The organism is Wolbachia endosymbiont (group E) of Neria commutata (genome assembly GCF_964026735.1).
Classification (GTDB): Bacteria; Pseudomonadota; Alphaproteobacteria; order Rickettsiales; family Anaplasmataceae; genus Wolbachia.
Map to the genome: position 1 here is coordinate 1,080,368 of NZ_OZ034692.1, position 14,675 is coordinate 1,095,042.

Annotated in this window: 9 protein-coding genes, 1 rRNA gene and 4 pseudogenes; 4 read left to right on the top strand and 10 right to left on the bottom strand. The window is 36.1% G+C overall.

Features of this window, described 5'->3' with window-relative positions:
• Window positions 1-19 precede the first annotated feature (19 nt).
• The 3 genes from AAGD89_RS05745 to AAGD89_RS05755 form a co-directional block, all read right to left on the bottom strand.
• Entirely contained in the window at window positions 20-3,019 is a 3,000-nt protein-coding gene (locus tag AAGD89_RS05745) for a cytoplasmic incompatibility factor CifB (RefSeq protein ID WP_341808107.1), read from the bottom strand.
• A gap of 38 nt (window positions 3,020-3,057) precedes the next feature.
• Complete coding sequence (locus AAGD89_RS05750; RefSeq protein ID WP_341808108.1) at window positions 3,058-3,459, bottom strand: hypothetical protein; 402 nt, start codon at window positions 3,457-3,459, stop codon at window positions 3,058-3,060.
• Between the two features lie 61 nt (window positions 3,460-3,520).
• Window positions 3,521-4,972, bottom strand: a complete 1,452-nt coding sequence (locus AAGD89_RS05755; RefSeq protein WP_341808109.1) for a cytoplasmic incompatibility factor CifA — start codon at window positions 4,970-4,972, stop codon at window positions 3,521-3,523.
• 987 nt (window positions 4,973-5,959) lie between these two features.
• On the opposite strand from AAGD89_RS05755, the gene AAGD89_RS05760 reads away from it, so the two are divergent.
• Entirely contained in the window at window positions 5,960-6,124 is a 165-nt protein-coding gene (locus AAGD89_RS05760; protein WP_341808110.1) for a hypothetical protein, read from the top strand.
• A 214-nt stretch (window positions 6,125-6,338) separates the two neighbouring features.
• On the opposite strand, the gene AAGD89_RS05765 is transcribed toward AAGD89_RS05760, so the two are convergent.
• Both AAGD89_RS05765 and AAGD89_RS05770 read right to left on the bottom strand, forming a co-directional pair.
• The gene (locus tag AAGD89_RS05765) at window positions 6,339-7,172 is read right to left on the bottom strand and encodes a transposase family protein (RefSeq protein WP_341808111.1); all 834 of its coding nucleotides are present in this window, start codon (window positions 7,170-7,172) and stop codon (window positions 6,339-6,341) included.
• 309 nt (window positions 7,173-7,481) lie between these two features.
• Window positions 7,482-8,768: pseudogene (locus AAGD89_RS05770) on the bottom strand (IS4 family transposase).
• A 441-nt stretch (window positions 8,769-9,209) separates the two neighbouring features.
• On the opposite strand from AAGD89_RS05770, the gene AAGD89_RS05775 reads away from it, so the two are divergent.
• Window positions 9,210-9,362, top strand: coding sequence for a hypothetical protein (locus AAGD89_RS05775; protein ID WP_341808112.1), 153 nt, complete (start codon window positions 9,210-9,212; stop codon window positions 9,360-9,362).
• A 17-nt stretch (window positions 9,363-9,379) separates the two neighbouring features.
• Here the strand turns inward: AAGD89_RS05775 and AAGD89_RS05780 are convergent.
• Window positions 9,380-9,490 (bottom strand): annotated as a pseudogene (locus AAGD89_RS05780) (IS5/IS1182 family transposase); the annotation flags it as partial.
• Window positions 9,491-9,566: 76 nt separating this feature from the next.
• Window positions 9,567-10,398: pseudogene (locus AAGD89_RS05785) on the bottom strand (transposase family protein).
• An 81-nt stretch (window positions 10,399-10,479) separates the two neighbouring features.
• Here AAGD89_RS05785 and AAGD89_RS05790 point away from each other — a divergent pair.
• A pseudogene (locus tag AAGD89_RS05790) lies at window positions 10,480-10,590 on the top strand (IS5/IS1182 family transposase); the annotation flags it as partial.
• 233 nt (window positions 10,591-10,823) lie between these two features.
• Here the strand turns inward: AAGD89_RS05790 and ruvB are convergent.
• The 3 genes from ruvB to AAGD89_RS05805 are packed head-to-tail and all read right to left on the bottom strand — an operon-like array spanning window position 10,824 to window position 12,957.
• Window positions 10,824-11,807: a Holliday junction branch migration DNA helicase RuvB gene (gene ruvB, locus AAGD89_RS05795; RefSeq protein WP_341808113.1), complete on the bottom strand. Its 984-nt coding sequence runs from the start codon at window positions 11,805-11,807 to the stop codon at window positions 10,824-10,826.
• Window positions 11,804-12,385, bottom strand: coding sequence for a Holliday junction branch migration protein RuvA (ruvA, locus tag AAGD89_RS05800; protein WP_341808114.1), 582 nt, complete (start codon window positions 12,383-12,385; stop codon window positions 11,804-11,806). The genes ruvB and ruvA overlap by 4 nt, the downstream gene beginning before the upstream one ends.
• Window positions 12,385-12,957, bottom strand: a complete 573-nt coding sequence (locus AAGD89_RS05805; RefSeq protein WP_341808115.1) for a hypothetical protein — start codon at window positions 12,955-12,957, stop codon at window positions 12,385-12,387. Before AAGD89_RS05805 ends, ruvA begins: the two co-directional genes overlap by 1 nt.
• A gap of 188 nt (window positions 12,958-13,145) precedes the next feature.
• Between AAGD89_RS05805 and AAGD89_RS05810 the strand changes: the two genes are divergently transcribed.
• A 16S ribosomal RNA gene (locus tag AAGD89_RS05810) occupies window positions 13,146-14,649 on the top strand.
• Window positions 14,650-14,675 lie beyond the last annotated feature (26 nt).

The window sequence follows — 14,675 nt, forward strand, 5'->3', positions numbered from 1 at the left end:
AAGTGCTGCTTGTTGCTCTTCATCGAAGTGTAATGACTGTACATGAGGAAATGTTAATTTTAAGTACTCTAAATAGTAAGCGACTGATTTCAGAATTATTCTGATTGTTTATAGTAAAAATCATGGATTCATTAACATTAGCATGACCATTAGCATCAGTAGTAACGTAACGAGCTCTACCAGCATTAGTACTCAAGTTTTGAAGTTCTCTTGAAACCTCCACTCTCAGAACTTGAAAGTAATTTTCATCTCTAGGATTGCTTGGATCAACTGGATTATTCAGGCCTGGAACATTTACTGTAAGAGAATTACGCATTTCATCTAACACACCTCTACCTTGGTTTCCAAGATTGTTATTTTGTTGTAAAACTTCATTAATATCTCTAGCATTTTCCAATGCCCAGAAGCCACAATTATAACCATCCGTTTGCTGCTGAACAGAAACATTATGGAGAATAATATTACTCTCTCCTAAAACTCGTTTAATAACATCTTGAGCATCATGACCAAGTGAGTCAGCATAGTACCCAATATAATTTCCATTTCGGTAATCAATCACTAATGTGACCCAATGATTACCACCTAAATTAACAATTAAAATTGACCTTCGAGGTTCTACACCTCCCTCATTTTTAAAACGTCTAATATGAGTTTTTAAAACGTCGACCTGGCCATTTGCAATACCCATAATATGAAACCGCATTTCACTCTCAACTGGGAAATTATATCTTTGTGCCCCTGCAACATAAGGTATATCATGCTGTTGAAGCCAATAACGATAATAGCCATTGTCTGTTGCAAAATCTAGTGTAATCAGATTATCAACATCTTGTATAGTACCACGATTATGACCTCTAAGAATATTGTTTATTCGTTCTAATATTCCTTGTGCTTTAGGAGGAGGAGGAGGAGTGGCATTACGTGCTTCTCTTATCCTTGATCTTAGTATTTCTATTGCCTCTGCTCTAGTACATTGCAAGTAACTAAACGGAACATGTAGATCGTCACCTATATCAAGCAAAAAAATCAAGTTCTGTCCTGGTTCTTTTTCTCTGTAAAAACGCCTAAAATTTTCGCGAGTCTGATCTGATAATAGATTTCCTGGAAAATTTTCATCAATAACACTTTCAGGTCCCACTAGTCCTCCTGACCTTAAGTCGCGACCACGACGATCAAGTCTATGTACATACAATTCTTGTGGAATAGATATAAGGTCTTCTGCTACCCATGCATTTCTATCAAATATAGCATAAGATAAAACTACCTCATTTCCAGAAGTAATAGGTATATATCCTCTTTGCTTGTTCATAAGTTCTGTTATTTGATATTTTGCTTTATTCTCCTCTTGTGCTATTTCTTCTGCATTACTAGCAAATCTTAATATATATCCAATTGGATGAGTATCTGTATCACTTTCTGTAGGTTGTCTTAATAATAAAAGATCTAATCCCTGTTCTGTAACTTGTGTGATTATTACCCTTTCTCCTTCTTCTTCCCTCCCCCTTTTCAAACTATATGTTTGACCAACTTTATACTTAGCAAGCACTTTATAAGAATTATCACTAGCATAAAATGTACCATGTAGTATAGAACGAAACCTGTACTCGCCATTTACATCTATTATCGTATTACCATTCATATTCTCTGGCATTAATACTCTAGAAATAGCTCTGAATAATTCTTGATGCTGACCTCTATCTTGCCAGCCATCATTCATAAATTGATTCAAAGTATTATGTACATTTTCAGCATTAGGCACTTCTATAAGATTACCATCAAAAGAAGCATATCTATTTCTATGTAGGTAATGATTAGGCGAATTAAATCTATCTAATACAACATTTAGTACATATTGATTATTAAGTATGTATGTAACTCTATTCACAGCACCATTATAACCTGGTGGTAGAGCGATGGCTTTTATTGATCGTATATCATGGGGTGTTCTAATGTCAAGTATAACTATAGGAAAATCTTGAGCATGGAAAACCATAGTTAAAGCATTTTTTCTTAAATCCTCATTATCATATCTAAATATATACTTTTTTACACGTACTTGATCTCCTCCCTCTTCTAGCTCTAAATAATTTCTAGTAAAAGCACTACTTCCAAAAGCAAAACCAGTTATACAATCAAATATTGTGTCATAATTCTCTGCATTTCTTGGTATTTCAGTAGGAAGATGTTGAAGCAAGAAATCTCTAATATTTTCTCTAGTTTCTTCCTCTACACACTCAAATAACCTTTGTACTAAAGGAAATCTACCCTGTTGAAGCCTTACTGTATCAATCCTAAAAGGAATTCGATTTAAATTAAAATTTAATCGAACACAAACAGCATTCCTTGATCCAGTATGGATGGATATAAATGAAGAAGCATGTAACCTTTCAGCGTGACCTATGGCAAGGGCTAATGCAGTATTGGACAATGTTTCCTCTGTAGCAAGATTAATAACAATAGGAACGTTTTCTCTTTCTGCTTGACGACGTACAAGAAAAGCAACATGTGAATTTCTAGAAGACAAGTCAAGGTCAATATCTATTGCGTAGAGATGAGTAAAATTCGCTAAAAACCCTAAGAAAAATCCGTGACTCTCAAATTTTTGATTGCGATTTTCAATATTATTTTCCAGCACTTGTTTGTAATTACGATAGATGTAAGTTATGTACCTCAAAATTACTCTGACGTTCTCTTCCACAGTTTGCACGTTTCTACTTGCTAGCTCTTCTATAGAGTTGTAGACTCGTCGATCCAGCCTAACTTGTGTAAAATTGATGATACCATTGAGACTTTGTTCTATTTGGTCTTCGGTGAACCTACCATCGTGAATCACTCTTCTTATTGCTTTTCTTAAACCATCAACTCTCACTGTGTGATCTTCTAAGATTTCTCGTCTAAGACAATCAACCTCAGATGCCGAATATTCGGCAAATCTATTTCCACCTCTAAAATCTTTTTCACGAATCACTTCGAATGCTGTTGCAATTGCCTCCCCTTGACTCTTGCCCTTTCCATGCATGAATACTTTATATTGCTCAAAACTTAGATCTTCTGCCCTTAAACCTTGATTTGCTGTATAACCTCTTGTACTAGAGAATCTCTCTCCCTTACACTAAACCTTAACCCATCACTGTTAGGGCGATCAGAAATGCTGTAACACCTAACAACTCGCTGTCCGTCACGATTACGAGTTAGAACAGCAACTTTTAGATTCCCTGTATTTCGATCTTCACCCGTACGTAGATCAACACCATGATTATCAAAACGAAAATAGACCCTCTCATTTTCATCTAAGATACCATCATTATGTGCAGTAGCAAACATACTAAAAAAGAAGACAGGAAGGAAACGACCTACACTCACATGATACAAGAAAGATGGACACCGATCTAAAAAAGATTCAAATTCTTGTCTAAAACCTTCAAGATCTCCATCAACTAAACTTCTAACTAAAGCCACAAAATACCTCTCTATTTGCTAAGACCAAAAAAACCACTTACACCAAGAGCTCATGAGTGGACTACTTAAAGCCACTAAGCGTAAAGATGCTTTTTTCCTTATGAGAACCAGAAGCATCACTCACATCAGGAGATTCAAACTTGGACTGCGGAACATCACCAGAACCATCGAGTGGCAAAGATGTTTTCCTACTACCATGAGCTTGAGATCGTGTCCGTAGATCATACCCAGGGCCATCACCCACAGGACCAGGAAGTATCCCTAGCTCAGAAAATAATTTTTCCGCCACATCACCGTAATCTATACTTTCTTTCATGCCTTCTCTGCCACATAACGTAAGATCTTCTATTATGCTTTCTTTAAAGAACTCAAACTTTTCAGGAAAGGAATCTCTAGCAAATGACATTATATCTAATATTTCTTTTTTCTCATCAAGGTTACTACCACTTCGTTTCCAATTAACTATTAATCCTGCAAGTACAGTATCTATAGGAACGTGAAAACTAGAAGCATCGACAGCAGACTTCTTGTGTTCATTGAAACGGCTACATTCCCAAATTTGCATAATAATGGACCTAACTTGGATGCTTGATTCAGGATTCTTCAACATCACTTTTGAAAGTGATGAAAGAAGGAGTGTATACTCTTTCTGTGAGAATATTTGATCTGAATGATCTCCTTGTTCTGAAAGTCCTTTATAACACCAGCATTTTACCAAATCATGTATTGTATCAAAAAAGCACGAACCTATCAGCCTATTAAAGAGGGAATATACTCCATCATCTTTCTGTAATAAATTCTGTAACAGAGTATCTTTATCAGCTATATTCCTTATACAAAAATCTAAAATAGGAGCATCTTCCTCGATAGCTTGAACGCGAGACAGAGCAATTATAGCTTCTGTAAGCTTCTTCTCCTTATCTTTTTCTTCCAGCTGATTATAAAAATATTCTACCCCTTCACTCCACTTAAACTTTACAGCACTATCAAAACCTTCTATTGCATTATTAGGTTGCTTTAATTCTCCAGACTCTTTATCTATCCAGAAATTGAACACACGGCCTTTCCTCCCAATGCCACTCAAAAGTGAGTTTCGTATGTATTTGTCAGTTATAAGATTGCCACTACTATCAAGTTCACCAGAAGAAAAACTATTTTTGTAAGATTCAAATCTTTTTTGAAAGAATGGAAGAATTTTATCTACTACACAGTAACTACAAGCTATTTCATATCTGCGAAGTGGATTATCGATTTCCCCTATTTTTTCTTCAGTCAACTTTTGTCCTAGGGTAGTATTATTCAATCTTGTACCTGACCAACAACCCTCATCCTGAAAAACATTACACAAAAACCCCAGCTTATCATCCTTAAAGGATTTTATGTGCTCTATATAAGTTTCCAACCACCTTTTAATAGCTAACTTCCTTCCAGCAGCGACACCTGGATCTGTATGTTTTATAACACCTTGTAGTTTTTTAAGTGCTGCAGCATGACGCTTTGTTTCTATTTGCATTGCACCCCATGTAAAAAAATCTACTGCATTATGCAAGAATTAGAATCAAATAGCAACACTAAAATTAACAAGAACTTTATAAAAAACATTTTCCATATTTTAGTTCATAGTTTTTTAATATTATGGTGACGCTCACTGTTGCAACCAATACTGATAATTGCCTTTTTCTGTCTTATTTTCAAAAATTTGCTTACTATATTACTGGTCATAATTATCCGAACGTTTAAAGTGCTTTAAGATGGATCTCTGTTGCAAGGCTTGTTCCTTTAGTGGATTAACAAATTCTCCTTCTTTTTTTAGATAATCTGTTGGATGTTGTGTTTTTAGCATAGAGATACCATATGACTACCCACTATGCTAAGCTTGGCTATTATAGTAACCAGGGAAGTTAGCAGTGCAAGATATTTTTATGTGCATTTTAGTATTTTGTTTAAACTGCTTGACTTGTGTTTTTAGCTTGGATCCAGTGCTGAGCAAAAGTATAATATTGACCACTTTACATTTAAATTTTAACTTTTTTTATTCTCAATTCTCAGCTAGGTAAGGACTAAATTTAATATTACATTCAATAAAAATATAAGGAACATAGCCACTTTCAGCCATTTTACATAACGCCCGTGAGAACGAGTTTTATTTGAAAGGTCACCCCAGCTTTATTTCATGAACGTATCTATATCAGATTTAGCATAGCCCTAAAACCCGCGCCATTGGCCTACTTTCCCCCCAATATACTTTAGCCACATAGGGTGATTTTCTTTCCGTAATTCTTTAATGCTATTTTCATAATGCATACTTTGCGGAAAATGTTCTCAGCGTATTGTAGCTTTTTTGCCCTTTTTTGAGAAAATAAAAGTAAACAAGTAAATAAAAGAATTTAAGATAGCACTAAAAGGAATGTTTCTTTTACAAAATATTTAGTTCAAAAAAACGTTGCTTTGTAAATAAATTTGAAAATACTAAATTGAGTATATCTAATAAGTATCAACTATGGTTTTATATGATGATGAACTGCTCCGCACTGTAAAAAAGGTTATAGAATTTATTAGCAAAGGTAGTATTGAAAATAATAACCTAACTCTTCTACTCTTAGCCGCTGAATATGGTCATCTAGATATAGCGAAGTATATTATTGATAAGGGTCTAAGGTTATAGAGATGATAACGCTTCTTCTGGTAGCCAATCTCATATTCTCTCTGCTAAGGTGAGAGTGCTACCGTACGATAAGTAACACTCTTAAAAGTTATTTAATTTGCTTTTTGTATGTGTTGCTGTTGCATAACAGTATGTACATCAATAGCCCCCCTGCGAAACAACGTGAAGCAAGTTGCTGATAAAATCTGGTAAAAAATCCCCAGCCCAAAAATTATTAAAAACTATGCCTCAAATTCACAATTCCTGCTATAATATTAAATCTCATGTTGTATTTCTTCTGAAAATTGCGGTAAACATTTGACATTATTTTGAAGATTTTTATCTCGCGAATCTTATTTTCCACACGCATCCTGAACGATGCCAGCTTTCGATTATGCTCCTTTTGCACCTCCGTTAGTGGTTTTTTACGGTATTTTTTGTATGGAATCACAACGTTTTTCTGCAACTTTTGCCAACCTTGATACCCAGAATCGGCATATTTTATGCTATCTTTGGGCAACAATTTTTCCTGTTTCCTTATGCGAAAATCATGCATTCGACCTCGATGTGACTTTGAAATCGACAAAATTTGCCCATTTCCCTCAATCACAATTTCGGTTTTTATTGTGGTCATTTTTTTCTTTCTGGAATAAGATTTTTTACGTTTTTTTGCGTCTTTTGGCCGCTGTATCGGTTGCTCCGTGACATCTGCTAAAATTTTTAAAATCCTTTCTGGCGTCAGTGTTCTATCCTTTTTTATGGTCATTTTTTTGGCCAATAATGGCTCCATTTTCTTCAAAAGTCGGCAAATATTTGAGTTGTGCAAATTAAACAAAAACCCTAAAAATGGATGCGTTATGTACGTTCTGTAATAAATTAGAACACATAAAATCCTGTCTTCTAGCGCCTCAACATGCGATTTTCTTCCATGACATTTCTTTTTCGCCTCCATTTTTTCCCACTCTGGACGCACTTTTGCCACAATTTTTTCAAATTCAGATGTTGTGAGTCCTGTCAATTGTCTAAAAACATATGGTGTTCTTGCTATTTTCACGTAACTTATTGCCATCTTCCCTCTTCTAAAACTTTCATTTTACATGCTTTTTAGTCGTTTTTACCTACTTTCTACCTTTTCGCAGGGGGGCTATTGACATCACTGCCATTAAGTTAAGGAAGGAATGGCTAAAAATTGAACAAAAAAGTTTGTAGTGATTAAGGAGTTATGGCAAATGCTAAAACAAAATAGAGCAAACTTTAAAGTAGATAAACTCTTAGATGTAAATTAGTTAAGAAATAGCTTATTTAAAAGTCATTTTACAGAAGATTTGACAAAAGTTGCTCCAGGAATACTGTCTTTCAGAAATGAGTAGGGTAGTATTCAAAATACGTGTTTTCTAGCCCTTTTTTGGTAATTGAGTGAACGAACATCAGATATCTTATGAAGATCAACTTTCCTCCCCTTCCTTACAACTAAAGTGTTTGTTAAAAATAACTTAGATAATTGCTCCATAACGCAATCCATGTCCGATTCTGTAGAAAAAATATCGAAAGCTAAGTTTTTAATTGCATTAAATGAAACAGATTTATTAATGCTTTTTTCAAGCTTACTATCAGCTAGGTCTGCATTCAATGCCTCTTCTACATCTTCTGTCATAATACTTTCTAGGTTGCTAATAAAAATGGTTGACCAAAAATCCTGCTTAATAGTTTCAACACTTTTACCTGTAAAATTCTCTAAGCCTAACCTTCCTTTGAGTTTAGAAAAAAATGTTTCTATTCCCCAACGTAAGTAGTATAACTCTTCAAATTCCTCAACCTTAAATTGCTGCTCATCTAATAATGATGTAATTAGCACTTCAATTTCACCAGAGGAAAGTATGATTTTAACTAGCCTAAATTCCATTTCATCAGGTAATCCTAGCTTTCTTAGCTGCCTTGCCACTTTAATAGGTGCAGTAGCTACTGCTATTGTACTAGAGGGACTGCCCGGCTTAAACATATCGTTTACTTCACTAAAAGATGAACTTGGACAACGAATTACATAATTAATTTTCCTTTCCGTAAGCTCGGCAATAAATCGATAAGATACATACCCTCTATCACAGATTAGTAAGTCATCTGAACTGAGGCTTTCAAGCATATCGGTTGCTAAATCAACTTCATAACTGTCACCTCTACTTAACACCGATTTTATTGCAATATTATTTAGCACATCATAACAAGCTTCAAAGGTTGCACTTGTATAATCTTCAAACCTCTGAACTCCATTCCATACTGCTCTTAAGCCAAACTACTCTATTACCTCATCACTTTTTGGTAGAATTAATATAGAAGCATCAAATGCAAGTACCCTGAAACCATGGTGAGTTTTAAACTCCTGATCCTGGTAATATAGGGAAACTACATCATCATTAAGTTCTGAAAATGCAGTATACTTTAGCTTCTGTCTTACTTGGGTAAAAGCACTTGCAGTAACTGTATAATCTCTCATCGTGTACAGAATAAATTCATTGAGCATCACTTGTAATGATTTCACACTTTTTCTGAAAATCAAAATGAATACATCAATAAAAGGCAATTTTCTTTTTCGTAGAAAGTCTTTTGGTGATACTTTGTGATCATTTATAAAGTTTAAACTTATCAATTTATTTTTTATGAATTCGATTATTGTTTTTTTTACTCATATTATTTTTCCTTTAAGTTTAGGAATTTTACTTGATTTATTAATATAGTCCATCCTTTTCTCTTAACTTAATGGCAGTGCTATAGCATTGGACCATACCACGTTTATTAATCGGTAAAATCTTATCCGCTTTAGCTATATTTCATTTTCCCCCATCTCAAAATCACTATTATATACTTCTCTTGGCCTCACGCTAGTTTCGAAAGATGTCTATTGAAAATATCATCAACAGCTCTTTGCAAACCTATGATACTAAAATCATCACCACTGAAGTTTTTGTTTGAACGAACTACATTACTCATATTAGCCCTCTTTTTTGTTAGTACAAACCCCATAAACCCCAACTATGAATTAGAAAACAATAGAAAAGCCAAGGAAACAGTGTAAACTCAGGAAATATTTGAAAACTAAATGAGGTTACCCATGAATAAAAATATAACAGAATTATTTTGCCTGATCGATGATTTTTGCAACGTAGCCGAAAAAATTTTGCAGAAAAATTCCTGCCAAGTAGCAAAAAGCCAACCAGGAATCACGTATTCAGAGATTCTAATACCAACTTTTACAAACAACTAGGCTCTGTGAACAAAATTTTATGAGAGCCATATAAGTGCGCCAACGAAATTCAAAAACCCCATAAAAACTACAGCAGTTTTGTCAAAACGAGAGAAGATGCGTCTGAAATGCTTTGTTTTACAAAAAAAACACTAGACCCCCTGCGAAACAACGTGAAGCAAGTTGCTGATAAAATCTGGTAAGAAATCCCCAGTCCAAAAATTATTAAAAACCATGCCTCAAATTCACAATACCCGCAATAATATTAAATCTCATGTTATATTTTTTCTGAAAATTGCGGTAAACATTTGACATAATCTTAAAAACTTTGATCTCGCGAATCTTATTTTCCACACGCATCCTGAACGATGCCAGCTTTCGATTATGCTCCTTTTGCTCCTCCGTTAGTGGCTTTTTACGGTATTTTTTGTACGGAATCACAACGTTTTTCTGCAGTTTTTGCCAACCTTGATACCCAGAATCGGCATATTTTATGCTATCTTTGGCCAACAATTTTTCCTGTTTCCTTATGCGAAAGTCATGCATTCGACCTCGATGTGATCTTGAAACTGACAAAATTTGCCCATTTCCCTCAATCACAATTTCGGTTTTCATCGTGGTCATTTTTTTCTTTCTGGAATAAGATTTTACGTTTTTTTGCATCTTTTGGCCGCTGTATCGGTTGCTCCGTGACATCTGCCAAAATCTTTAAAATCCTTTCTGGAGTCAGCGTTCTATCCTTTTTTATAGTAATTTTTTTGGCCAATAATGGCTCCATTTTCTTCAAAAGTCGGCAAATATTTGAGTTGTGCAAATTAAACAAAAACCCTAAAAATGGATGCGTTATGTACGTTCTGTAATAAATTAGAACACATAAAATCCTGTCTTCTAGCGCCTCAACATGCGATTTTCTTCCATGACATTTCTTTTTCGCCTCCATTTTTTCCCACTCTGGACGCACTTTTGCCACAATTTTTTCAAATTCTTCTGTTGTCAGACCCGTTAATTGCCTGAAAATATACTGGGTCTTTGAAACTTTTGCATAACTTATTGCTATTTTACTCTTCTAAAATTTTCATTTTATACGCTTTTTAATGTTTTTCACCTGTTTTCTACCTTTTCGCAGGGGGTCTAGTGTTTTTTTTGTAAAACAAAGCATTTCAGACGGATTTTCTCCCGCTTTGATAAAACTGCTGAGGTTTTTATGGGATTTTTGAACTTCGTTGGGGCACTTATATGGCTCTCATAAAATTTTGTTCACAGGGCCTAGGAATTACGCTCTTGAATTCTATATTATTTTTTGCAATATCGTACTTGTTGTTACCCATATGAGTTTTGAAAGAGATCTAGTTTTTAACCGTTTATTCCTTAACTTAATGGCAACCCATCGCCTTGTAGGCGATGGTTGTTTAGTTAGCATACAAGCGTTACATAACAGGCCAACAGACTTGGAGCAATATATTTGTAGTATTTTGGATTGTATTATGAAAGTTTAAGATTTAAATACTCTCTTGCCTGATCGGTTAGAACACGCCCTCTTGATGTACGCTTTACAAAACTAATTTTGATCAGATATGGCTCTACTGTTTCTTCAATATTGCCTACATCTTCGGAGAGTGCAATGGATATAGTGTCAATTCCAACAGGACCGGAAGTGTTGAATAAAAATTTTAAGTAACTCATATCAAGTTTATTAAGTCCCATTTTGTCCACACCTAATTTTAGCAATGCAGAATCAGCGACTTCATAAGTAATTTTTTTATCATCTTCTGCTTCAACAAAATCCCTTATTCGCCTTAATAATCTCAAAGCAATTCTTGGAGTGCCACGTGCACGGCAGGCAATTTCCTGTGCAGCACTTTCTTCAATTTCAGCAGAAAGGACTCTCGCACCTCTTTTTATAATATTAACCAGCTCCTCAAAAGAGTAAAACTCAAGATGCAAAGGAATTCCAAACCGATCCCTGAGTGGTGCAGAAAGCAGCCCAAGCCTCGTTGTTGCTCCAATTAGCGTAAATGGTGGTAAATCTATCCTTAAAGTGCGAGTTGATGGGCCTTCACCAACTAATATATCCAAACAAAAGTCTTCCATTGCAGTATATAAAACCTCTTCAATGCTGCGATTTAACCTATGAATCTCATCGATAAATAAAACATCTTTTGCATTTAAAGTGGTAAGCACTGCAGCTAGGTCTCCAGCTTTACTCAGCAGTGGACCAGAAGTAGCTCGAAAGCTGACTCTTAATTCCTTGGAAACGATTTGTGCTAAAGTTGTTTTACCAAGTCCAGGAGGGCCATATAGCAAAACATGGTCTAAGGCTTCAGTTCTCATCTCTGCAGCATGTATAAACACTTTTAAATTTTGTATTAGATCTTTCTGCCCAACAAAATCATCAAGTTGCTCAGGTCTAATGTTGATATTGCGCACATCCTCAGCATATTCTTTACTGGACGATATTGAATTCATAACGTTGAAAGCTCCTTAAGCGCCATGCGAATAATATCCTTGGTTTCCAGGTTGGGTGATTCATCTAGTATTTTTTTGATTGTGTCATAAGCTTTCGTTTTTTCATATCCAAGATTGATCAAAGCTGAAATGGCATCCTCGTTAATTGGATGTGAGTTATTGTTATTTAGTTCCAATTTGCTCACTTTGCCTTGTAATTCAGTGATAATCCGATTTATAAGCTTTGGACCGAGTCCGCTAATCTTGAGTAACATTTTGTCTTCATTTGCTACTGCTGAAAAAAACTGATCTGGAGTTAATTTACTCAAAATTGACATTGCGGTTTTATAACTGACGCCACTCACTTTAACAAGTAACCTCAAGCACTGCTGCTCTTCTTTGCTTATAAAACCATATAGCTGAGGAATGTTTTCTCTACTATTTGCATAAGTCTCGATAAGTAGCTTAATTCTACTTCCAACTGAGCAAAAGCCAGCAGTTTTAGCTGAAAGATACACTATATATCCAACATCATTGACATTCAGGATTATATGATCGCTGCAAATTTCATCAACTATTCCGCTTAGATTTCCTATCATTAATTTTCATATATTTGGAGTAATTCTTGTGCATTGGCCTTTATTAAGATAGGGCATTTTCTATCATTTAATAATGAGCGCAATATTTCCACCGCACCTTTGGTATCTTTATTGCGTATCTTAATTATGGCAATGGCTTCTTTATTTGAATAAGGATATATTGCACTTGATTCCAATTTTTCATCGTCTATTTTTTCACCGCTCAGACGAAGTGAGTTCATTACTTCTAAATATTGTGCCAATTCACGCAAAATATTGGGAGCTTCTTTATTATCTGCCACATTACTATAAGTAGATATTGTGTCTTCTAAAGTTGAATCTGAGATATGATTGAATGCATGTTCAAATTTTGCTAAATATTCCCAATTTGCATCTATTCCTTCTAGCGGCGGATTATTCTCTTTATTGGAAAATAATACTTTGTAAAATTTGTCGCCTGCGGTTATAGATTGCTTTGTGTCATCAATATTGCGCAATAAGTATAATGTAACGCCGACTAATATTGGCACTAATGCAAGTAGAAAAATGTATTTCTTCATGGTAATATTCTGAATAGTTATATATTTATACATTAATGCTTTTTGTTTTGCAAAAACATATTGACATAGTAATTATATCACATGATAATGTTTTCAAAGTTGTTTGAATAGTTGGAAGTTAAAATATTTCTAAAGTAGAAATAAAGACAGCAGTATTAAGCTAAATTATTTTTTTGTCGGATTTATCCGATGTACCCTCAACCTTTTATAGGTTGAAGTCTAAATTTGAGAGTTTGATCCTGGCTCAGAATGAACGCTGGCGGCAGGCCTAACACATGCAAGTCGAACGGAGTTATATTGTAGCTTGCTATGATATAACTTAGTGGCAGACGGGTGAGTAATGTATAGGAATCTACCTAGTAGTACGGAATAATTGTTGGAAACGACAACTAATACCGTATACACCCTACGGGGGAAAAATTTATTGCTATTAGATGAGCCTATATTAGATTAGCTTGTTGGTGGGGTAATGGCCTACCAAGGCAATGATCTATAGCTGATCTGAGAGGATGATCAGCCACACTGGAACTGAGATACGGTCCAGACTCCTACGGGAGGCAGCAGTGGGGAATATTGGACAATGGGCGAAAGCCTGATCCAGCCATGCCGCATGAGTGAAGAAGGCCTTCGGGTTGTAAAGCTCTTTTAGTGAGGAAGATAATGACGGTACTCACAGAAGAAGTCCTGGCTAACTCCGTGCCAGCAGCCGCGGTAATACGGAGAGGGCTAGCGTTATTCGGAATCATTGGGCGTAAAGGGCGCGTAGGCGGGTTAGTAAGTTAAAAGTGAAATCCCAAGGCTCAACCTTGGAATTGCTTTTAAAACTGCTAATCTAGAGATTGAAAGAGGATAGAGGAATTCCTAGTGTAGAGGTGAAATTCGTAAATATTAGGAGGAACACCAGTGGCGAAGGCGTCTATCTGGTTCAAATCTGACGCTGAGGCGCGAAGGCGTGGGGAGCAAACAGGATTAGATACCCTGGTAGTCCACGCTGTAAACGATGAATGTTAAATATGGGAAGTTTACTTTCTGTATTACAGCTAACGCGTTAAACATTCCGCCTGGGGACTACGGTCGCAAGATTAAAACTCAAAGGAATTGACGGGGACCCGCACAAGCGGTGGAGCATGTGGTTTAATTCGATGCAACGCGAAAAACCTTACCACTCCTTGACATGGAAATTATACCTATTCGAAGGGATAGGGTCGGTTCGGCCGGGTTTCACACAGGTGTTGCATGGCTGTCGTCAGCTCGTGTCGTGAGATGTTGGGTTAAGTCCCGCAACGAGCGCAACCCTCATCCTTAGTTACCATCAGGTAATGCTGGGGACTTTAAGGAAACTGCTAGTGATAAACTGGAGGAAGGTGGGGATGATGTCAAGTCATCATGGCCCTTATGGAGTGGGCTACACACGTGCTACAATGGTGGCTACAATGGGCTGCAAAGTCGCGAGGCTAAGCTAATCCCTTAAAAGCCATCTCAGTTCGAATTGCACTCTGCAACTCGAGTGCATGAAGTTGGAATCGCTAGTAATCGTGGATCAGCATGCCACGGTGAATACGTTCTCGGGTCTTGTACACACTGCCCGTCACGCCATGGGAATTGGTTTCACTCGAAGCTAACGACCTAACCGCAAGGAGGGAGTTATTTAAAGTGGGATCGGTGACTGGGGTGAAGTCGTAACAAGGTAGCGGTAGGGGAATCTGCAGCTGGATTACCTCCTTACGCTTTGTGTATAACTCACCACTTTT